Source organism: Streptosporangium brasiliense (genome assembly GCF_030811595.1).
Classification (GTDB): Bacteria; Actinomycetota; Actinomycetes; order Streptosporangiales; family Streptosporangiaceae; genus Streptosporangium; species Streptosporangium brasiliense.
Genome location: NZ_JAUSRB010000001.1, coordinates 1,475,807 through 1,496,574 on the forward strand (window position 1 = coordinate 1,475,807; position 20,768 = coordinate 1,496,574).

18 protein-coding genes and 1 pseudogene are annotated in these 20,768 nt (G+C 72.0%); 9 read left to right on the top strand and 10 right to left on the bottom strand.

Annotation, left to right across the window (positions count from 1 at the left end; translation table 11 throughout):
- Positions 1-22: 22 nt before the first annotated feature.
- The 3 genes and pseudogenes from J2S55_RS06600 to J2S55_RS06610 all read left to right on the top strand — a co-directional run bounded on the left by J2S55_RS06600 (position 23) and on the right by J2S55_RS06610 (position 2,388).
- Positions 23-1,270: an MFS transporter gene (locus J2S55_RS06600; protein WP_306858065.1), complete on the top strand. Its 1,248-nt coding sequence runs from the start codon at positions 23-25 to the stop codon at positions 1,268-1,270.
- A 150-nt stretch (positions 1,271-1,420) separates the two neighbouring features.
- Positions 1,421-1,684: pseudogene (locus tag J2S55_RS06605) on the top strand (discoidin domain-containing protein); the annotation flags it as partial.
- Positions 1,685-1,935: 251 nt separating this feature from the next.
- Positions 1,936-2,388 carry a hypothetical protein gene (locus J2S55_RS06610; protein ID WP_306858066.1) on the top strand — a complete coding sequence of 151 codons (453 nt, stop codon included), beginning with the start codon at positions 1,936-1,938 and terminating at the stop codon, positions 2,386-2,388.
- A gap of 149 nt (positions 2,389-2,537) precedes the next feature.
- Here the strand turns inward: J2S55_RS06610 and J2S55_RS06615 are convergent, their stop codons facing one another.
- From J2S55_RS06615 to J2S55_RS06640, 6 genes are all read right to left on the bottom strand, one after another.
- The gene (locus tag J2S55_RS06615) at positions 2,538-3,218 is read right to left on the bottom strand and encodes a haloacid dehalogenase type II (RefSeq protein ID WP_306858067.1); all 681 of its coding nucleotides are present in this window, start codon (positions 3,216-3,218) and stop codon (positions 2,538-2,540) included.
- Between the two features lie 42 nt (positions 3,219-3,260).
- On the bottom strand, positions 3,261-3,464 hold the full coding sequence (locus J2S55_RS06620) for a hypothetical protein (protein ID WP_306858068.1): 204 nt from the start codon (positions 3,462-3,464) through the stop codon (positions 3,261-3,263).
- 175 nt (positions 3,465-3,639) lie between these two features.
- Positions 3,640-4,077 (bottom strand): hypothetical protein, encoded by a 438-nt coding sequence (locus tag J2S55_RS06625; protein ID WP_306858069.1) that lies wholly within the window; start codon positions 4,075-4,077, stop codon positions 3,640-3,642.
- Between the two features lie 68 nt (positions 4,078-4,145).
- A complete protein-coding gene (locus J2S55_RS06630) occupies positions 4,146-4,676 on the bottom strand; it encodes a hypothetical protein (protein WP_306858070.1) in 531 nt (176 codons plus the stop codon).
- Positions 4,677-4,817: 141 nt separating this feature from the next.
- Entirely contained in the window at positions 4,818-6,494 is a 1,677-nt protein-coding gene (locus J2S55_RS06635; RefSeq protein ID WP_306858071.1) for an MFS transporter, read from the bottom strand.
- Between the two features lie 107 nt (positions 6,495-6,601).
- Positions 6,602-7,753, bottom strand: a complete 1,152-nt coding sequence (locus J2S55_RS06640; protein ID WP_306858072.1) for a polysaccharide pyruvyl transferase family protein — start codon at positions 7,751-7,753, stop codon at positions 6,602-6,604.
- 219 nt (positions 7,754-7,972) lie between these two features.
- On the opposite strand from J2S55_RS06640, the gene J2S55_RS06645 reads away from it, so the two are divergent.
- The 3 genes from J2S55_RS06645 to J2S55_RS06655 all read left to right on the top strand — a co-directional run bounded on the left by J2S55_RS06645 (position 7,973) and on the right by J2S55_RS06655 (position 10,360).
- Positions 7,973-8,905 (top strand): Ppx/GppA family phosphatase, encoded by a 933-nt coding sequence (locus tag J2S55_RS06645; protein ID WP_306858074.1) that lies wholly within the window; start codon positions 7,973-7,975, stop codon positions 8,903-8,905.
- A 90-nt stretch (positions 8,906-8,995) separates the two neighbouring features.
- Positions 8,996-9,754, top strand: coding sequence for a DUF1206 domain-containing protein (locus J2S55_RS06650; RefSeq protein WP_306858075.1), 759 nt, complete (start codon positions 8,996-8,998; stop codon positions 9,752-9,754).
- A gap of 165 nt (positions 9,755-9,919) precedes the next feature.
- The gene (locus tag J2S55_RS06655) at positions 9,920-10,360 is read left to right on the top strand and encodes an ATP-binding protein (protein WP_306858076.1); all 441 of its coding nucleotides are present in this window, start codon (positions 9,920-9,922) and stop codon (positions 10,358-10,360) included.
- Positions 10,361-10,492: 132 nt separating this feature from the next.
- Here J2S55_RS06655 and J2S55_RS06660 read toward each other — a convergent pair whose 3' ends face one another.
- Positions 10,493-11,470, bottom strand: a complete 978-nt coding sequence (locus tag J2S55_RS06660; protein WP_306858077.1) for a LuxR C-terminal-related transcriptional regulator — start codon at positions 11,468-11,470, stop codon at positions 10,493-10,495.
- A gap of 127 nt (positions 11,471-11,597) precedes the next feature.
- On the opposite strand from J2S55_RS06660, the gene J2S55_RS06665 reads away from it, so the two are divergent.
- The 3 genes from J2S55_RS06665 to J2S55_RS06675 all read left to right on the top strand — a co-directional run bounded on the left by J2S55_RS06665 (position 11,598) and on the right by J2S55_RS06675 (position 15,071).
- A complete protein-coding gene (locus tag J2S55_RS06665) occupies positions 11,598-13,202 on the top strand; it encodes a peptide ABC transporter substrate-binding protein (protein ID WP_306858078.1) in 1,605 nt (534 codons plus the stop codon).
- Between the two features lie 65 nt (positions 13,203-13,267).
- Positions 13,268-14,191 carry an ABC transporter permease gene (locus tag J2S55_RS06670; RefSeq protein WP_306858079.1) on the top strand — a complete coding sequence of 308 codons (924 nt, stop codon included), beginning with the start codon at positions 13,268-13,270 and terminating at the stop codon, positions 14,189-14,191.
- 1 nt (position 14,192) lies between these two features.
- The gene (locus J2S55_RS06675; protein WP_306858573.1) at positions 14,193-15,071 is read left to right on the top strand and encodes an ABC transporter permease; all 879 of its coding nucleotides are present in this window, start codon (positions 14,193-14,195) and stop codon (positions 15,069-15,071) included.
- 831 nt (positions 15,072-15,902) lie between these two features.
- Here J2S55_RS06675 and J2S55_RS06680 read toward each other — a convergent pair.
- Genes J2S55_RS06680 through J2S55_RS06690 form a run of 3 tightly spaced genes read right to left on the bottom strand, consistent with a single transcriptional unit; the run spans position 15,903 to position 20,309 of the window.
- Positions 15,903-17,168, bottom strand: coding sequence for a M20/M25/M40 family metallo-hydrolase (locus tag J2S55_RS06680; RefSeq protein WP_306858080.1), 1,266 nt, complete (start codon positions 17,166-17,168; stop codon positions 15,903-15,905).
- A gap of 31 nt (positions 17,169-17,199) precedes the next feature.
- Positions 17,200-19,188 (bottom strand): dipeptidyl-peptidase 5, encoded by a 1,989-nt coding sequence (locus J2S55_RS06685; protein ID WP_306858081.1) that lies wholly within the window; start codon positions 19,186-19,188, stop codon positions 17,200-17,202.
- Positions 19,189-19,190: 2 nt separating this feature from the next.
- The gene (locus tag J2S55_RS06690) at positions 19,191-20,309 is read right to left on the bottom strand and encodes a C39 family peptidase (RefSeq protein ID WP_306858082.1); all 1,119 of its coding nucleotides are present in this window, start codon (positions 20,307-20,309) and stop codon (positions 19,191-19,193) included.
- Between the last annotated feature and the right edge of the window lie 459 nt (positions 20,310-20,768).

Consider the following 20,768-nt stretch of genomic DNA (forward strand, 5'->3'; position numbering starts at 1 on the left):
TTGCTACCAATTGGAGGTCGGGATGGATCGGGGATCGGGACGCGGGCGCCGGACGCTGCTGGCCGTGGTGTGCGCGGTGGCGGTGTCGACCATCTACGCGGCCCAGCCCGTCCTGGAGCGGATGGGGACCGACCTCGGGCTGAGCGCGGGCGGGCTGGGCTGGGTCGTCGGCGTCGGACAGCTCGGATATCTGGCCGGCCTGATCCTGCTCGTGCCGCTGGGCGACCTGCTGGACCGGCGCCGGCTCATGGCCTGCCATCTCACCCTCGCCGCGCTCGGCACCGGCCTGGTGGCCGTCACCGAACAGCCGGCGGTGGCGTTGATCGGTCTGGCCGTGGCGGGCGTGTTCGCCGTGGTCGTGCAGATCGCCGTGGCCTATGCCGCGGCCACCTCCGCCGCACCCGAGCGCGGGCGTGACATCGGCGTCGTCACCTCCGGGGTCGTGATCGGCATCCTGGGCGGCCGGGTGCTCGCGGGGCTCCTCGCCGACCTCGCCGGCTGGCGCGGTATTTATCTCACCCTCACGATCCTCTCCCTCGCGCTGGCGGCCGCCGTCCTCGCCGTGCTCCCCCCGGACGCCCGGAGGTCACCGCGCGACCGGGACGGCCGCCGCGGTGGCGCCCGGCGGTATGCGCGGGCGATCGGCACCGTGGGGCGACTGACGGCGACGGACCGCCTGTTCCGGGGGCGGGCGCTGATCGCGTTCTTCCTGTTCGCCTCCTTCGGCACGCTCTGGAGCGGGATCGCGCTGCCGCTGTCGGCCGAGCGCTGGCAGCTGTCGACCACCCAGATCGGCCTGTTCGGCCTCGCGGGTCTGGCCGGAGCCCTCGGTGCCGCGCGGGCAGGACGCTGGGCCGACCGCGGTCGCTCCGGCTCCGTGACCGGATGGTCCCTGGCCGTTCTGATCGCCTCGTGGGGGCTGACCGCCCTGACCGGTCATTCGCTGTGGTCGCTGGGCGCGGGCATCGTGCTGCTCGACTTCGCCGTGCAAGCCGTGCACGTCACCAGCCAGCAGCTCATCACCGCGGCCCGCCCCGACCGGGCCAGCGGCACCATCGGCGCCTACATGGTCTTCTACTCCCTCGGCTCCGGTCTCGGCGCCGTGACCACCACCTGGGCCTACGATGCCGCCGGGTGGGCCGCCGCGAGTGTGCTCGGCGCCGGCTACGCCACCGCCGCCCTGGTGATCTGGGCGCTGCACCGGCGGCCTCACGGCGACATCGGTACGGGCGAGCTCACCGCGACAGAGAACACGATGACCACTCCATGAGGCCATCGCCGCGGGCGGGGGCCACGGCCTGGCCCTGCTCGATCCGTCCGGAACCGCCCGGGATCCGGCCGAGGGGGCGCGCGGCACCCGTCCTGATCGTTCTCGGCGCCAACGGCTGTCCGAGCCGGGGAAGCGGCCCAAGCCGGCAGTTCCATAGCCGGTCACGAGGTGTCGGCGGCCAACGACGGCGACCAGTCCACCTACTGGGAGAGCACCGACAACAGCTTCCCGCGGTGGGCACGGATCGACCTCGGCACCGCCACGAGTGTCGACCAGATCGTCCTGAAGGTGCCCGCGCCGACCGTCTGGCAGACCCGCGTCCAGACGCTCTCGGTCCAGGGCGGCGCCGACGGCTCCAGCTACAGCACGGTCGTGGCCTCGGCGGACCACAGGTCCCGCTGGTCGGTGGTATGAGCCTGCTCACCCACAAGAACGTGGGCGTGTGGGAAATCAGCCGGAAATCCCTTGGGGTAATTCTCCGCCATAAGCAGATCATCGACTCGGGCCGCCGACTAACCGGAGGATGATCTCTTTTGATGGCATTTGAGATGGTTTGTACCTTGTATAGCTATTTGCCGTATGTAACAGGGTATCCCCCGCTTGCGCTCATGAATGCCTCTCCGGATCGAGGCAAATACTCTGTTATTTGCCGGAAAGGAGCAGTCATGTTTGGTAAATACTCACTCATCGTCGGGCCGGCACTCGCCGCCTCCCTCGCGATCCCTCAGGGCTTCGCCGCGGAGGCCCTGGCCGCCCCGCTCCGAGCGGATCCAGAGGTGGCAGCCCCGGCGGATCCGCAGGACCCGTGCGAGACGAGGGGCCACGGCTGCCAGCCGGGCATCACTCAGGGCCAGCTGGACGGCCATCGCTGCATCGCTCCCAACCCGCAGGGCCACGGGGACTCGGGCCTGCCGGACTTCGAGTACGGCTACTACATAGGCTACGAACAAGGCTGGAATCACGAGGGGTGCGACGAGAGAGGGCAGTGGACGGACGACAACGGCAACGGTGAGGACAACGGCAACGGAAACGGCGAGGACAATGGCAACGGGAATGGCAACGGCGAGGACAACGGAAACGGCAACGGAAACGGAAACGGAAATGGTGACGGCTGGTAGCCGCTGATTTCGAAAGCCCGGGGTCGCGGCAGCGCGGAGATCGGACCGGACGGCGGCATCGGCGCCGCCGAGTACGGCCCCGTCTGACGCCCCGGCGGACCGCCCGCCGTACGGCACGGCCGGGGACGCCGGCGGAGCCTCCCGGACGGTCAGGGGCTCTGCCAGCGCCCGGCCAGGCTGACGAGGTCCGGGGCGCTGAGGTGCGGGGCGGACATCGCGCCCGGGTACGGCGTGCCGTGCCGGTCCAGCCAGGCCCCGACGAGCCCGGCCCGTTGTGCGCCGTCGATGTCCCACGGGTGCACGGCGACCAGGACAGCCTGGTCGGGATGGACTCCGGCGCGGCCGACCGCGTACAGGTAGGCGGTCGCGGCGGGTTTCCACGCCCGGGGGCCGTGCACGTCCAGCCGCTCCTCGACCAGGTCGAGGAGCCCCTCCCGTGCCAGTAGGCCTTCGGTCGTCGACGCGGCGCCGTTGGTCATGGTGAACATCCGTATCCCCGCCTCGCGGAGCATCCGCATCCCGTCCGGGACGTCCGGATGCACCTTCAGCCCGGCCAGCCCGTCCAGCACGTGCGCGGCCGCGCCGTCCGGGTCGCCGTGCCAGCCGGGCGTGGTGGCGAGCAGCTCCTTGAGCACATCGGCGGCGACCTGGGCGAACTCGGCGTAACCGCCTGCCGCGGTCAGCGCGAACCCGTCGCGCAGCACGCCCGCGAACCAGGTGGGCATCAGATGCCCGGGCGCCCCCACCTCCTCGAAGCGGGCACGCATCGGCGCCATGTCGCTGAGCGTCTCGTTGACGTCGAAGATCACAATCTGGGGGACCGCGCTCATGTCACTCCTCCCGGATCGGTCCGCTGCCGCGTCGCCCCGGGATCACTCCATGTCGTCCGGCGACTGCGCTCTGCGCGGCAGCCAGTCGTGCTGCCTGCCGGCGTCGGGGTCTCCCTCGGGCTGGGCGTCGGGCGACTGCGCGAGCGGTGCCGGCCACTCCGAGTCCTCGATCGGGAAGTCGTCGGCGGGGCGTCCGGCCTCAACGCTCACCGGCTGGTCCGGGGTGGACGTGCCGTCATGGATCATTGCTCCTCCTTCGGCACCGCGCTCCCGCCCGTGCCCCGTCATGGAGAAGCGCGCGAGCCGGGCGTGCTCGACGCCGGCCCCGCCGGGCGGGACGGTCGGGCTCCGGTGAGATCGCGGAGCTGTCGGCCCGATCCTGGTGCTTCCTACCCTGTAAGTATGCGCCGATTCTTGGAGATCATGGTTGTCCGGGCGCCGCGGGCCGCGGTCCCTCCGGCGGCGTGCGGGCGGGCAGCAGCCCGACAGGGGTGACCAGCTCACCGGTGTGCGGGCAGAACCACGCCGCCTGGCCGCGCTCCGCCCTGGCCAGCAGGGGGTGCGAATCAGGGTGTGCCGGGCAGTGCGGCCACACCGCGGGCAGGCCCGCCGCCCACAACGCCTCCACCGCCCACTCCTGCACCTGGTCCGCGAGCCGGGCCACCTGCTCGGCCGGATCCTCGCCGAGCACCACGGAGACCTCCTGCCCGCTGCCGTCGGGGCCGTAGAACAAGGCGCAGGCCAGCCCCTCCCAGCGGCCCGGGTCGGCGTGGGCCTCACGGATGTCAGGGGGTACGGCGCAGCCCGTGCGCAAGTCCCGGCAGACCGGCTCCAGCGCGGCCAGAAGTTCCGCGTGCATCGCACCATCGTAGAGCGGGGGAGGGCGACGGCCCGGGGAACGGGGAGATCCGGTCCCGTCGCCCGCGCTCACAGCGCCGCCCAGTCGATGGCGAGCCGCCGGGCGTCCGCGGGGTCGACCCGGACCGGCACCCTGCGGCCCGGCAGCACCGCGCCGGCCGGCAGCCCGGGCAGTGTCTGACGATGGTCGACGACGTACGGCTCGGCGGTGCCCGTCCGGACCTCCAGCCGGAACTGCGCGACCGGGGAGTCGTTGACGGTCATGCCCGTGTCGGCCATCGCCAGGATGTCCGCCTCGGCGGGCAGGCCGCCGGTCAGCAGGCCGTCCTCGCCGGTCAGGACGCCGATGGAGGAAAGGAGCCTGCCGGGGGAGCCCCCGCCGGGGACGGCCTGTACGGAACGCTCCCACATCCGGTCGAAGTAGGCGTGGAACAGCACCGTCGCGGCGCCGATCTCCAACAGGAGCCCGACGACGAAGAGCGGCACCGCCCAGGCCGGCAGGCGGAGATCGGTGGTCGGGATGACGGCCATGCCGTACAGGCCGGCCAGTGTCATCGCCGTGCCGGTGATCACGCCGGCCCAGCCCAGTGCTCTCATCATCCTCGCCTCTCGGGATCGTCGGGCGATCGACGGCGCCGTCCGGCGGGGGTGCCGGGCGGCGGCGATCGGCGGGCCGATTGTCGGCGGGGCCGCTTGACCGGCGCTTGCGGGACGGTTGCCCGCGCCCCGGCGCGGCCGCCGTCAGCGGGGGCGCAGCAGCGACACGATCGACCTGAGCTCCGGCTCCTTCGCCTCCTGACCCGGCGTGGGCGCGTAGGCCCAGATCAGGTGGCGCACCTCCGGATAGGTACCCTCCATGACCAGGCGCAGTGCCTGCAGGTCCAGCTCCTGGTCCCTGGCCGTGCCCCGTTCGACGTGCTGGCGCAGATGCTCGTGCGCGGTCTGGATGGTGAAGGTCTCGACGTAGAGGGTCGGCTCCTCCATGTCCTCGAAGAGGCTCCACATCGTCGCCCCGGTGCGCCGCCGTGCCCGGCCGATCTGCTGCATCACCTGCAGGAACGCCTCGGCGTTCGCCGGGTCGACGTGCCATTCGACCACCACCAGCAGCGGTCCCCTGTTGTGCTCCATGTCGCTGGGCGGCTCGGGATAGTGGCGCACCTGGCGCATGTCGAAGCGCGCCGTCGGCAGCGGCACCCGCAGCACGCCGATCGGCGTGCTCAGGATCAGCACGGCGGCCGGGACCAGGAAGGCCGCCCGCAGGGACAGGCTCTCGGCCACCAGCCCCCACACCAGCGCCCCCACCGCCTGCCCGCCCATGAACACCAGCTGGTAGTAGGCCAGCGACCGCGCGCGCGCCCACTCCGGCAGCAGGAGCTGGGCCGCGGCGTTCAGCGTCGACAGGACGGCGATCCAGGCCAGGCCGGCCGCCACCAGGGCGGCGATGACGACCGGCACGGCCTCGACCGTGCTGATGACGGCCATCGCCAGGGCGTAGCAGATCGTCGAACCGGCCACGACCGTGTTGGGCCCCATCCGTCCGCGGGCCACGGGGAGGGCGAACGCGCCCGCGACGGCGCCGGCGCCGACCCCGGCCAGCAGCACGCCGTAACCTCCGGCGCCGAGACCGAGCGGGCCGCGGGCGAGGGCGGGCAGCAGGGCCCACATCCCGCTGGCGCAGAAGGTGAACATCACCGAGCACCACAGGACCGCGGCGAACTCCGGGGCGCTGCGGACGTAGCGCGCGCCCGCGCGGATCGCGTCGCGGATGTGCTCGGCGCCCAGGGGGCGGTGGTCGGGTGGCCGCTTCCAGACGTACAGCACCAGCATGACGCCGAGGAAGGACAGCGCGTTGAGGGCGAACGTCGCCTCCGGCCCCGCGACGGAGATGAGCGCACCGCCGAGCGCGGGCCCGATGGCCCGTGCCACGTTGCCGTTGGCGCCGTTGAGCAGCGCGGCCTGCGGGATCTCGTCCAGGCTGACGAGCTCGGGCTGGATGGCCTGGAAGGTGGGCACGGCGAAGGCCTGCCCGACGGCCATCAAGCCGGTCAGGGTGAGCAGGAGCGGCCGCGTCACGGCGTCGGCGGCGGTGAGCACGGCGAGGGCGGCCGCGCCGGCGAAAGTGAGCACCTGGCTGACCAGCAGCAGACGGCGCCGGTCGAGGATGTCGCCCAGCGCCCCGGCCGGGACGACGAGCAGGAAGATCGGGAGCGCGGTGGCGGTCTGCACCAGGGCGATGTCCAGCGCGTCGCCGCCCAGGTCGCCCATGAGCCACTGCGCGCCGACGGTCTGCATCCACGTGCCCGTGTTGGCCACGAGCTGGGCGATCCACAGCGCGCGGAACAGTCGGCGGCGCAGGGGCGCCCACATCGCCTTCGTCGGCGGGACGCCCCTTGGCTGCTGCGGTGGCGGCCGGCTCATCTCTGGTGCTCCCCGGTTCGCTCGGTCCTGGCTCGGGAGGCTCCCTCCGCTCGGTCCTCCGCGCTCCCTCCGGTTCTCCGCCTCCCCTGTCCGTTCCCCCCTTCCCCCTACGCGCTCCGGTCCCAGACGGACGTGCGCGGCGAGATGAGTTCGAGCTGTGCCAGCAGGTGCTCGGCCGTCGCGGCGGCGCGGGCGCGCAGGGCCGGGGTGCGGGCGTTGATCCGCTCGGTGTGCGCGGGCCGCTCGTCCCACACCCTGTCGACCTCCGCCAGCAGCGGACCGGCGGCCTCCCTGACGACGCCGCTGAGGGCCGGCGCTCCCAGCTGCTGGGCGAAGTCGAACACCTTCCCGGCGTAGGGCAGCGGCAGCAACGGCACCCCCTGCAGCGCGGCGAAGATCAGGAAGTGCAGCCGCATGCCGACCACGAGGTCCAGGTGCCGTATCAGGCCGAGGATCTGGCGTGGCCGGTAGTTTCCGTGCAGCACGCGGCAGCGGTCGGCGGCGTTCATGTGGGACAGCACCGCGTGGGAGTGCCGTATGTCGTCCCGCTCCATCGGGACGAAGACGATGTAGGCGTCGAGCCGGCGGACCAGGAAGTCGCCCACGTGGGCGAGCAGCTCGTGGTAGCCCTGCACGTCCAGGTGCTCGGCGGCGCGGCCGGGCTCGCGCACGCTCATGCCGACCAGCCGGACCCGCTCGGGCACCCCCTCGGCGCGGAGCAGGTCGTGGCCGAACTCCTCCTGTTCGAGCAGGAGCGCCGGGTCGGCGGTGACCGTGATCGCGCTCATCACCCCGGCCTCCTCCAGCACCAGCCGGGACTCCTCGTCGCGGACGGTGATCGTGGTGCTGTCGTTGAGCGTCTCCCGCACCAGCATGCAGTCAAGGCGGTCGGTGAGCGGCCCGGCGCCCAGCGCGTAGGTGAAGACCGGGACGTTCTGCTCGTGGGCCAGCCGGGCGAGCCGCAGGTAGCGGCGGGCCTCGGTGTCGTAGAGGATGCCGCCGCCGCCGAGGACCAGTACGTCCAGGCGGCTCACGATCTGGGAGGCCGGTTCGCGGCTGATCCCCTCCCAGCCGACCACCTCGATCCCCCGATGGTGGACGCGGGTGTGCTCGGGAGTCCGGGAGAACACCACCGTCAAGGCGTCGGGACGGCCTTTCCGGATGCTGTCGAGAATGCTGGTGAGGATGGCCTCGTCCCCTACGTTGCGGCCACCGTAGGAGCCCAGGAGCCCGATGGTCGGTCCGCGCGGTTTGCTCATATTCGCCCCTTTCTTCCGTTTTCGGATATTTTGTACCCGTAGGGCGTTCGGCGTATCCCACCTCGGGCCGGTCCGGCGTGCCGAGGTCGGCGCGGGAAGAGCGGCCCGTGTCCATGACATGCGCCGTGGGGCGGCATGACGAAAACGGCGGGCGGGCGGGCGGACGGCTCCCGCCGGACGGCGGGCGGGGGCGCTCGGGAACGGTAGTAACTTCGACCCATGCGACTGGGTGTTCTCGACATTGGTTCCAATACGGTGCATCTGCTGGTGATGGACGCCCACCGGGGGGCTCGGCCGCTGCCCGCGTACTCCCACAAGGAGGAGTTGAGGCTCGCCGAGCACATGGAGGAGGGCCACCGGCTCTCCGAGCGGGGGGCCGCGCGGCTGCGGGAGTTCGTCGAGAAGGCCGTGCGGCTCGCCGAGGACAAGGGGGTCGAGGACCTCATGGCCTTCGCGACCTCTGCGGTCAGGGAGGCGGTCAACGGTGAAGAGGTGCTCGAAGGGATCAAGGCCGGCTCCGGGGCGGACATCGAGGTGCTGTCCGGCCAGGACGAGGCGAGGCTGACGTTCCTGGCCGTGCGGCGGTGGTTCGGATGGTCGTCGGGGCGGCTGCTGGTGCTGGACATCGGCGGAGGGTCGCTGGAGATCGCCTCGGGGATCGACGAGCAGCCGGACGTGGCGGTGTCGCTGCCGCTGGGGGCCGGGCGGCTCACCCGTGACTGGTTCACCGCCGACCCGCCCCCGGCCGACGAGGCGCGGGCGCTGCGCAGGCACGTGCGGGCCGAGATCGCCCGCACGGTGGGCGAGGTGGCGCGGTACGGCCGGGCCGATCACGCGGTGGCGACGTCCAAGACGTTCAGGCAGTTGGCCAGGATCGCCGGGGCGGCGCCCTCGCAGGAGGGCTCGGACGTCCGCCGGGTGCTCAGGCACGCCGACCTGACCGAGTGGGCCGACCGGCTGGCCAAGATGGACGTGCGGGAGCGGGCGGAGTTGCCCGGGGTCTCGGACGGCCGGGCCCCGCAGCTGCCGGCCGGGGCGATCGTCGCCGACGCCACGATGGACCTGTTCGGGGTGGGGGAGCTGGAGGTGTGCCCGTGGGCGCTGCGCGAGGGGGTCATCCTGCGGCGCCTGGACGCCATGCCGGAAGGCTAGGTTTACCTCCACTTCAACCGGTAAGAGCGCATTGCTATGAGAAGCGCTCAGGTGGAAGGCGCCGCGCGCAGAGCGGCGAACAGTCGGACGTTGGACAGGCTGGCCCGGCTCGGACTGGCCTGCCGCGGCGTCCTCTACGGGCTGATCGGGTTCCTGGCCCTGCAGATCGCCTTCGGCGGCGGGAGCGGAGGCAAGGAGGCCGACAAGACCGGCGCGGTCGAGATGGTGGCCGAGCAGCCGTTCGGCACCGTGCTGCTCTGGCTGATGGTCCTCGGCTTCGCCGCGCTGACCGTCTGGCAGTTCTCGGAGGCGGTCATCGGCCGCGGCGAGACCAAGAAGCGGGTCGAGGCGGCGGCGCACACGGCGGTCTACGCGCTGATCGTGGCGACGCTGCTCAGCCTGCTGCTGCGGGGCGACGCGGGCAGCTCGACCGACAAGAGCTCCAAGGACCTCACCGCCAAGCTGATGGACCTGCCCGGCGGGCAGATCATCGTCGGCCTCGTCGGGCTGGGCCTGATCGCCCTGGGGGCCTACTGGATCCACAAGGGCTGGAAGAAGAGGTTCCTGGAGGACCTGCGCACCGGCGAGATGCCCCCGAAGGCGCGCGAGCTCGCCGAGAAGCTCGGCATGGCCGGATACCTCGCCCGTGGCGTGATCGCCGCGGTCGCCGGGGTCTTCGTCATCCAGGCGGCGCTCACCTACGATCCCGACAAGGCCAAGGGCGTCGACTCGACGCTGCGCGCGCTGGCCGACACCCCCGCCGGGCCGTGGCTCCTCGGCGTCATCGCCATCGGCCTGCTGCTGTTCGCGGCCTACTGTTTCTTCCAGGCGCGCTGGCACCGGCTGTGACGGATGGGACCGCACGGGGCGGCAGGTGCGGGCACGCAGGTCCAGGCCCGGCCGGCAAGTCCGACCTGCCTATCCGGTAAGTGATCCCATTCATACTTTTGTGAGACATCTACCTTCCCGAGCCCCGCGTCCTCCAGAGGCGTGGACAGCATCGGAGGGGGCCGGATGGACTCGTGGGAGCATGACGGCAGCGAATGGATCCTCCGCCTGGCGGGCTCTGCCGACCAGGTGGTACGGGCCCGGCGGCTGGTTTCGACGACCTTGGGCCGGGACCATCCGCTCCACGACGACTGCGTGCTGCTGACCAGTGAGATCGCCACCAACGCGGTGCTCCACTCCCGATCGGGGGACGGCGGGGCCTTCACCGTCACCGTCGCCTGCTCGCCGGAGGCGGTGCGGGTCCGCATCCAGGACGAGGGCTCGCCGAACGCCCCCTGCGGGTGTCACGCCCCGGCCGACGCCACCGGCGGCCGGGGCCTGCCCCTGCTGGAGGCGCTGTCGCACCGCTGGGGCCTGGTCCGGGAGGCGGGGACCAACATGGTCTGGTTCGAGCTCGTGCTGGAGACGGCCGCGGTGCCGGCGGGCCGGCTGGCCGGCGCCCGATGAGGACCGGCCCCCGCCCGGGGCACCCGCCGCCCGGGGCGGCCGGCACGGGAGTCCGCGGTCCGGGGTGCCCCGGGCCCGCGGCACGGGGCGTCCCCGTCCCGGGGGACGGCCCGCGCGGCCCGCGTCCCGGGGTCAGACCAGCAGCCGGCACAGGCCCTCGGCGAGGGCCTTGGTGGTCAGCCGGGTCCGGCTCTCGCAGCCGAGCTTGGCGAAGATGTGCTCCAGGTGGGTGGTGACGGTGCGGACGCTCAGCACCAGGGCCGCGGCGATCTGCGGGTTGGAGTCGCCGAGCGCGACCCGCGTGATCACCTCGATCTCCCGGCCCGTCAGCTCGTACGGCAGGGCGCACGCGCGCTCGGCGACCACCGCGCCCTGGATGGCGCCGTGCGGCCCGACCCCGGCGCGCAGCAGCCGCACCTCCCGCCACCGCCCGGTCCCGTCGAGCCAGAGCCCGCGCCGGTTGAGCTCGCGGGAGTCGATGAACTCCCTGGCCAGCTCCGCCATGGCCGGCTCGGCGGCGACGGCCTCCGAGGCCGGGGCGCCGGCGACGTCCCTGCGGGTGCCGCTGCGGTCGAAGGCCGCCGCGTGGAAGCCCGGCGGCAGGCCGACGGGGTCGATCACGCAACGGCTCAGGTCGGTGACGTGCGCCAGGGTGGGGGAGACGGCGCTGATCAGCGTGCTGGTCTCGGCGGAGAACGCCTCGGGGTCGCGGGCGTTCAGATGGAGCAGGCCGGTGTAGCGGCCCTCGGCCAGGAACAGCGGGGTGGTCAGCCCGGCCCGCCAGCCGTACGGCTCCAGATGGCGGCGGAAGTAGCGCTCGGTCCCCGGGGCGCCCATGGTCAGCGGCACCCGGGAGTCCATGGCCCGGCGGTAGGGGTCGAGCCGGACATACTCCTCGGCGGCGTCGCCGTCCACCCGCGCGTAGCCGTCGGAGACCAGGCTGCGGTGCCGCCCGGTGGCCGGGTCGTAGGCGACGAACTCGTAGGCCTCCAGCGCGATGACCTCGCGCAGGGCGCGCATCGCGGCGCAGGCGCCACCGCGCCCGGCGACCTGGAAGCCCACCTCGGTGAACGCATGGAGGTGGCGCGGGCTCAGGGTGATCTGGTCCATGGTCTCCTCCGTGCACAGGGTGCCCCAAGCCGACCGGGATAGGGAATACGTAAATTATCCGATGCCTCGCCTTGCAACCGTCTTTACCCTCTCCCGCAACACCCCCTGGAGGAACACAGTGACGGTCTTGACGAGGACGCGGGGCTCCGCCCTCCTCCTGGCGACGATGCTCGCGGTGAGCGCGTGCGGCGGATCCCCGGCCCCGGGCGCCGGTGGGCAGCAGGGCGCGAAGGAGTTCTCCGTCGGGCTGACGGAGCCGGACCACCTCACCCCCGGCAACACCTCCAGCAGCTACTCGATCACCGTGCTGCAGGCGCTGTTCGACCTGCCGGTGTTCATCGACGCCAAGGGGCAGCCGCAGATGCGGGCCGCCGAGTCGGTGACCAGCGAGGACCAGAAGGTCTGGACGATCAAGCTCAAGCCGGGGCAGAAGTTCCACAACGGCGAGCCGGTGACCGCCGAGAGCTTCGCCGACGCGTGGAACGCCGCGGCCTACGGTCCCAACGCGTGGACCAACAACTACTACTTCGAGAACATCGAGGGCTACGACAAGCTGAACCCCGAGACCCCCGAGGGGTCGGAGGAGGCGCCCAAGCCCACGACCGACAAGCTGAGCGGGCTGAAGGTCGTGGACGCCACCACCCTTGAGGTGACGCTGACCGCGCCGTTCAGCCAGTTCCCGATCACGCTGGCCTACACCGGCTTCGCCCCGATGCCCAAGGCCGCCTTCGCCGACCTCAAGGCCTACGACGCCAAGCCGATCGGCAACGGCCCCTTCGCGCTGGACGGCGAGTGGGTGCACAACCAGAAGATCAGGGTGAAGAAGTTCGACGGCTACGCCGGGCCCCGTCCCGCCAAGTCCGCCGCGGTCAACTTCAAGATCTACGAGAGCCGTGACACCGCCTACGTGGACCTGCGGGCCGGCAAGGTGGACCTGATCCAGACGATCCCGCCGGCGAGCACGTCGGAGGCCAAGCGGCTGCTCGGCGACCGGTTCGTGCCCACGCCGAGCGGGACCATGGACTACCTGGGCTTCCCGGTCTACGACAAGCGCTTCCAGAGCGCCGACCTGCGCAAGGCCGTCTCGATGGCCATCGACCGCCAGGCGATCGTGGACGCGGTCTTCAACGGCGCCTTCAAGCCGATGGGCTCGCTGGTGGCGCCCCTGGTGCCGGGCTACCGGGAGAACGCCTGCGGCGAGCCGTGCGTCTTCGACAAGGCGAAGGCCAAGGCGCTGTTCGACAAGGCCGGCGGGTTCAGCGGCACGATGAACCTCTACTTCTCCAACGCCGACCCCAGCTACGAGCAGTGGATGACCGCGGTGGCCAACCAGCTCAAGGACAACCTCGGGATCGCCGACATCCAGTTCCGCAAGATCCCGGCGGCCGACTACCTGTCCACGCTCCGCGCGCACAAGCAGGACGGGCCGTACCGCAACAACTGGGTGATGGACTACCCGAGCCCGCAGAACTACCTGCAGCCGATGTGGGGCACGGGCAACCGGATGGGCTGGGAGAGCAAGGAGTTCAACGACCTGCTCGACCAGGCCAACTCCGCCGCCAGCATGGAGGCCAGCATCCCGCTCTACCAGAAGGCCGAGGACCTGGCGCTCAGCGAGATGCCGATGGCCCCGCTGTGGAACTGGCAGGACCAGGCCGGATACTCCGACAAGATCAGTGACGTCCGGATCGACGCCTACAGCCCGAACCTCGACACGATCACGGTGAAGTAGTTGATCAACGAGGCACACGTGACCCCGGGGCGCGCCGCCCCGGGGTCTCCCCGTGAGGCGGGGACGTGAAATACGCGGTCCAGCGGCTGCTCCAGGCCGTCCCGGTCTTCTTCGTCACCACGTTCCTGATCTACGCGATGGTCTTCGCCCTGCCGGGCGACCCGATCGTGGCGCTGGCGGGGGACAAGCCCCTGCCCGACGAGGTCCTCCACACGCTCCGGGAGCGCTACCACCTCAACGACCCGCTGATCGTCCAGTACGGCATCTACATGCTGAACGCCGTCCAGGGCGACCTGGGGGAGACCTTCACCGGGCAGCCGGTCAGCGAGCTGCTCCAGGGACGCTGGGCGGTGACCGCCCAGCTCGCCGTCACCGCCTGGATCTTCGAGCTGGTGGTCGGCATCGGCCTCGGCGTGATCGCCGGGCTGCGCCGCGGCGGGATCGCCGACACCGCGGTGCTGGCCGGGACCACCTTCGTCATCGCGGTCCCGGTCTTCGTCGTCGGCTACACCGCGCAGATCATGCTGGGCCTGAACCTCGCGCTGTTCCCGACCGCGGGCGTGGACGAGGGATGGCCGGTCAGCTACCTGCTGCCCGGCATGGTGCTGGGCTCCTTCGGCCTGGCCTACGTGGCGCGGCTGACCCGTACCAGCCTGATCGAGAACATGCGGGCCGACTACGTCCGCACGGCCCGCGCCAAGGGGCTGCGCCGCAGGCGGGTGATCGGCAGGCACGCGCTGCGCAACTCGCTGATCCCGGTGGTCACCTTCCTCGGAGTGGACTTCGGCAACCTGATGGCCGGCGCGGTGGTCACCGAGGGCATCTTCAACCTGCCGGGCATCGGCCAGCAGGTCTTCCAGTCCATCCAGCTCCAGGAGGGCCCCGTCGTCGTGGGCATCGTCACCGTGCTCGTGATGATCTTCATCCTGGTCAACCTGCTCGTCGACCTCCTGTACGGCGTGCTGGACCCGAGGATCCGCCGTGGTTGAGATGCAGGTCGCAGAGGCCGAGACCGTCAAGAGCCGGCCCGGCTCCCTCTGGTACGACGCCTGGCTGGAGCTGCGCCACCGGGTGATCTTCTGGTTCTCGATGGTGATCCTCGTGGTCGCCGTCGCGATGGCCCTCTTCCCCGGCCTGTTCACCGGCCTCGGCCCCAACCAGGGCTGCAACCTGCGGATGTCGAAGCAGGGCCCGGGCGGCGCGGTGTTCGGCTACGACCTGCAGGGCTGCGAATACTGGTCGCAGATCGTGCACGGCACCCGGGCCTCCGTCCTGATCGGCCTCGCGGTGACGGTCTTCGCCCTGCTCATCTCGGTCGTGCTCGGCCTGCTCGCCGGCTACTACGGCGGCTGGATAGACGCGTTCATCTCCCGCCTCACGGACGTGTTCTTCGGCATCCCGTTCGTCCTGGGGGCGACCGTGATCCTGATCGCCTTCCCCGACCACGGCGTCTGGGCGATGACCCTGGTGCTGGTCGTGCTGGGCTGGACCACGATGACCCGTCTCATGCGCGCCCAGGTGATCGCGGTCCGCGACATGGACTTCGTGGCCGCCGCCCGGATGCTCGGGGCGGGCGACGGGCGGATCATGTTCAAGCACATCCTGCCCAACGCGGTCGCCCCGGTCTTCGTGGTGGCCATGCTCAACGTGGGCAACGTCATCGCCGGCGAGGCCACCCTCGACTACCTGGGCGTCGGCCTGCAGTATCCCGAGGTCTCCTGGGGCCTGCAGCTCAACGTCGCCCAGGCCTACTTCGCCGAATACCCCCACCTGCTCGTCTTCCCGTCGCTGTTCCTCACCGCGACGGTGCTCAGCTTCCTGCTCCTGGGCGACGTCGTCCGCGACGCCCTGGACCCCAAGCTGCGCTAGGGGCCCGCGCCGCCGGCCGGGCGGCTCGGGCCACCCCGCGTCCGGCGGGGCCTCCGTCAGGCCCAGCACGGCGCACGCCGGCCAGTGATCGCCCGGCCCGTGCTCCCCGGTCAGCGTGGGGATCACCGCTCGCGCCACCCCGCCGCGAAGGTCCCCCTCGTCCGCTGATCCGCGGGCCGGACCGGTTGTCAGTCAAGATCAATCGCCTGCATATCCGGAAAAGCGGAGAGGGCGGCATATCGGTCATTGGAAAACGGGTGACGCCGGTCGCCGGACCGGCCCCCGGGGGTGCCGGCCGCCCGGCGCGCGGCGGCGCGGGCCCGCCCGTCACCTGCGTGGGCCCGCGCGGCCGGCTCCGACCGGGTGAGGGTCCTCGCCGGCGCCATGAGGGTGGACGGCCGGGCGATCGGGGCGATTGCGGACCGGTATGAACTGATAGGAAAAAGCCCCCACTGAACCGGGAGAGACCTTATTCTTGATCGGCGGCGGATGACATTTTGTCAAATAACCTGTTTACCGTCGCGATGTCGGGTAGGGCAGCAGTCCGACCATCGCCGAGCAGAGGAGTTGGCACATGAGCAGCCGGGACCTTCGGATCCACCTCGCCGACGCGCCCGCCGGGACCATCCGGCCGGGACGGGACGCCGGTCGCGCGGGTGGCGGCGCCGACGGCTGGGAGTAGACCCGGACGTCGCCCACCCCCGGCATGACCGGGCCGACGACATCGTCCCCCCGGCATGACCGGGCCGATCCGGACGCCGGCCACCCCCGGCATGACGTGACGGCGGGCCGCCCTTCCCCGGGCGGCCCGCCGTCGTGTCCTCAGTGTCCTCAGGAGGCGAGGAGGCGGTCCAGGACGCGCACGCCGAACTCCAGGCCCTCGACGGGGACGCGCTCGTCCACGCCGTGGAACATGCCGTAGTAGTCCAGGTCCGGGGTGAGCATCAGGGGCGCGAAGCCGTAGCCCTTGATGCCGATGTCGGCGAAGGCCTTCGCGTCCGTGCCCCCCGACATCACGTACGGCACCGGCCGCGCGGCCGGGTCCTCGGCGACGAGCGCGTCGCACAGCTGACCGAAGAACGGCGCGTCCAGCGGCGCGGAGGGGGCGTCCCCGATGCTGACGAACTCGCGGGTGACCTTGGGGCCGAGCAGGCGGTCGATCGTCTCCAGGAACTCCTCCCGGTAACCGGGCAGGAAACGGCCGTCCACGTGCGCGGTGGCGGTGCCGGGGACCACGTTGACCTTGTAGCCCGCCTCCAGCATCGTCGGGTTCGCCGAGTTGCGGATCTGCGCCTTGAACAGGGTGCCCGCCGGGCCGAGCCGCTCGGCCTCCTCCTCCAGGCGGTCGTAGTCGATCTTCTCGCCGAGGATGTCCGCCAGGCTGCTGATCAGCGCCGCCACCCCGGGGGTCAGCCGTACCGGCCACTGGTAGGAGGCGATCCTGGACAGGGCGTGGCAGAGCTCGGCCACCGCGTTGTCCTTCGGCGGCCGGGAGCCGTGGCCCGCGACGCCGTGGGCGGTGAGCTTCATCCAGGCGGTGCCGCGCTCGCCCACCGCGACCGGGTAGACGCGCGCGCCCGGGACCTGGACGCTGTAGCCGCCGGACTCGCTGATCGCCTCGGTGCAGCCGTCGAACAGCTCGCGGTGCCGCGTGGCGGCGTACATCGCGCCGTACTCGCCGGTGGCCTCCTCGTCGGCCAGGAAGGCCAGCACGAGGTCGCGCCTGGGCCGCACGCCGCGCCGGGCCCAGTCGCGGACCAGGGCGAGCGTCATCGACAGCGTGCCCTTCATGTCCACCGCGCCCCGGCCCCATACGCAGCCGTCGGCGATCTCCCCGGAGAACGGGTGCACCCGCCAGTCGGCGGGCTGGGCCGGGACCACGTCCAGATGGCCGTGGACCAGCAGGGCGTCGGGCGAGTCGCCGGGGATGCGGGCGACCACGCTGGTGCGGTGCCTCGCCGACTCGAAGACCACCGGTTCGATGCCGACCTCGGACAGCAGCCCGGCGACGTGTTCGGCCGCCGGGCGTTCTCCGGAGCCGGGGTTGGTGGTGTCGAACCTGATCAGGTCCGAGCAGATCTGTGCGACCTCGTTCATGGAAGGAGCTCCCCCGAGAAAAGATGGATCATCAGTGCATACCCCGCAGGGTAAGCGGCGGCACCTCGGGCGTCGGGAACCCGAAGATCAGGCCGTAGAAGGCCAGCTCGGCCTCCAGCGCGGCGACGATGGTCTCCTCCCGGCGCCAGCCGTGCTGCTCGCCGGGGAAGGTCAGGTAGGCCCACGGGGTGCCCTCGCGCTCCAGCGCGTCGGCGAACCGCTCCGCCTGGACCGGGTCGACGATCGCGTCCTCCAGGCCGTGCATGAGCAGCGCGGGGCCGGAGGCGTCCGCGGCGTGCAGGGTGGGGGAGCGGTCCAGGTAGCGCTGCCGGGTCTCGGGGAGCGGGCCGATCAGGCCGTCGAGGTAGCGTGACTCGAAGTCGTGGGTCTCGGCCGCCCAGCCCTCCGGGTCGGTGATCGCGTAGTGGGCCACCGCGCCGCGGAAGACCTTGCTGTGCACCAGCGCGGCCACCGACGTCCAGCCGCCCGCGCTGCCGCCCCGGATCGCGACCTTCGACGGGTGCGCCCGCCCGGCGTCGATCAGGCCCCGTGCCACCGTCTCGCAGTCGCGCACGTCCACCACGCCCCACTGGTGGCGCAGCCGCTCCCGGTAGGCGCGGCCGTAGCCGGTGGAACCGCCGTAGTTGACGTCGGCCACGCCGATGCCCCGGCTGGTGAAGTAGGCGATCTCCACGTCGAGGACCATCGTGCTGGCGCTGGTCGGCCCGCCGTGCACGAAGATCACGTACGGGGCGGGGCCGGTCACGCCGCGCGGCGGGTAGAGGTGGGCGTGCACGCCGTCGAAGGTCACCGCCTCGGGCTCGGGCAGCGCGTCGCGGTCGGGCAGGTCCTTCTCGGGGGACAGCACGGCGTGCGCGCCGGTGCGCAGGTCCACCGTGACGACCTCGAACGGCGTGTACGGCGAGGCCGCCACGCCCGCCACCAGGTCCCCGCCGGTGGAGACCGTGGGGTTCCAGTAGGTGGGCGGCGCCTCCAGGTCGGTCATCTCGCCGGTGGCCGGGTCCAGCACGGCGAGGCGGCGCAGGTCCGGGGTGCCGTGCACCAGGACGATCCGGTCGCCCGCGAGCGCGAACCAGGTGTTGCCCAGCCGCCAGACGGCGTCGCCGCAGTCCTCCTGGAGCGGGGCCAGGTTGCGGGCCCCGGAGCCGTCGAGGGGGACCAGGTGCAGGTTCCACCAGCCGTCCGGGTCGGTGAGCGCGTAGAGCGCGCCGTCGTCGCGCCACTCCGCCTGGATCACCGACTCCTGCGGGCCGCCGGCGACGACCCGGTACGGCCCGGCCGCACCCGCGGCGTCCAGGGGGGCCACGCACAGCTCGGTGCCGTCCCAGGGCATGGCGGGGTGGTCCCAGCCGATCCAGGCGACGTGCGTCCCGTCCGGGGAGAGGCGGGGGTTGGTCAGGAAGTGCTGGGCGGTGGCGATGACCCGCACCGGCCCGCCGTCCAGCGGCACCGCCACCAGGTCCCGCCGGGGCAGCGGCCGCCGGCCGGGACCGGCGCCGTCCTCCGGGCTCTCCGCGGCGCCGGTCCCGGCCGCGCCGGTCTCGGGTGCGGCCGGGTGGGTCTCGCGGACGGCCCAGACCTCCTCGCGCCCCGGCGGCAGGTACAGGTCGCCGTAGCGGGCGCCGTCGTCGGGGGTGAGGGGGAGCGGCCGGTCGTCGCCGTGGGGGGCCGTCGGGCCGCCGGTCCCGGCGGCCGGGCCGGGCCGCCCGCCGTACAGGTAGATCCGCTGGTCGGCCCAGTTGGTGAAGACGACCCGGCCGTCCGGCAGCGGCCGCCAGGAGCGCCCGCCGTACTCGATGAGGCGGTTGCGGGAGTTCCAGCCCTGCGGGATCGCGTCACGGGGCACGCCGTCCGGCCCGCGCCGGACCACGCACCTGCGCCCGCCCTCGTGCGGACGAGGCTCGTCCCACCACACCTCCTCCCCGAGGATCTCCACCCAGAGCGGACGGTCGTCCACCCTGGCCACGTCGATGGGGCGGATGGGAGAGTCGTTCAGCATGATCACCAGTTGCCGTCGGAAGGGGGCAGGGGGAAGCCGGGCGGGTGGACGATGTGCACGATCCCCCCGCTGCCGGAGCTGCGGAGCCAGACGTTCTCGAACGCGGCCCGCGGGTAGATCCGGCGCACCGTGTCGTCGTCCGGTGCGGCGGGGTCGTTGGCGATGACGTCGCCGTCGGAGGTGAAGCCGACGACGACCATGATGTGGCCGCCGGTGGAGTATCCCGCGCCGGGCAGCTCGTGGTCCCGGAACGACTGCGAGGTGATCACCGGGATCCCGGCGTGGACCAGGCGCTCCAGCTCGGCGAGCGAGCGCAGCCGGGTGACGAAGCCGTCCATGCCGTACCGGCCGGCGTAGGCGACGCCGAACGGCCAGTTCCCGGTGCCCTGGTAGCTGTGGTCGTACATGTCGCGGGCGGCGTGGTCCACGGCCGGGCAGGGGTCGCCCGGCGTGACCCAGGACAGCTCCTCCTGGCGGGGGCCGCGCTCCCAGTAGGCGAGCACCATGCTCATCGAGGCCGGGCTGCACCAGTTCTCCCCGCCGCCGTCCCATTCGGGGAAGTGCCCCGCGTGGATGTGCTGCGACCGGCGCGGCACGTCCAGCTCCACGCCCGCGGCCGTACCGGGCGGGCTCACCGGCACCGTCGCCCGCACGGGCACCGCCGAGGCCATCACCCCGGCCCGGCGGACCCGCGCGCCCGAGCCGTACAGCGTGAACCTGAGCCGGTAGGCGGTGACCGGCCGGGTGGCGACGTAGGTGTCCACCGCGACGTCACCGTCCTCGTCGCCCTGGCCGGGCAGGGAGGTCCGGTGGATGTCGCCGGCGCCCTCGGCCCAGCGGCCCATCACGTACCACTTGGTGAGGTCGCCGGAGACGGTCCGGGCCCGCAGCCCGACCTCCAGCCAGGTCCCCGGCGGGGTGTCCGCCGTCCATGACGGCACCAGCTCCGTCGCGGGGAACCCGATGGCCCGTTCCTCGCCGGTCCAGCGGTGGTACTCCCAGGTCCTGACGGTGCCGTCAAAGGGATCGCGGTAGTCGGCCAGCCCGCTCTCGTGCGGGACCGGATCCGTCCACCGGTGGAGGACGACGCGGCTCGGATCGTCGGGGAAGGGCGTGACCACCTGGCCGATTGTGGTTTCCGGCCCGGTGCGGCGCATCGGAAGGTTTACGTATCCGGAACCGGCGACCCGCCGCACCGGCGGCGCGGGGCGTCCTGGCCGGGGCGGGGGCGTGACGGCACGGTCCGCGGGTCCCGGGGCGCCCGGAGGCGGCGGCCCGGGGTCCTCGAAGGCGGGAAAGCAGGATGACCGGCCGGAGTTAGCGAAATTAAGGACATCCAGTAAACGCATTTATTTATCGTCGCTATCAGAATATTTATCCCCATTGACACTGTCAGGGCATTTAGAGAACATTCAGAAGATCTTCCTCGCCCCCAGCCTGATCGAAAAAGACCACCAAGCTCATCGGAGTCCTGCCAGGGCCGGATCGCCTCCGGCGCCCTGCCCGGCCGCGCCGGGCGGACCAGGACAGCGGTGCGGCCCGGCCATGGTGAGCGCCGCCCGTGCGGCGCCCCCTGAGGC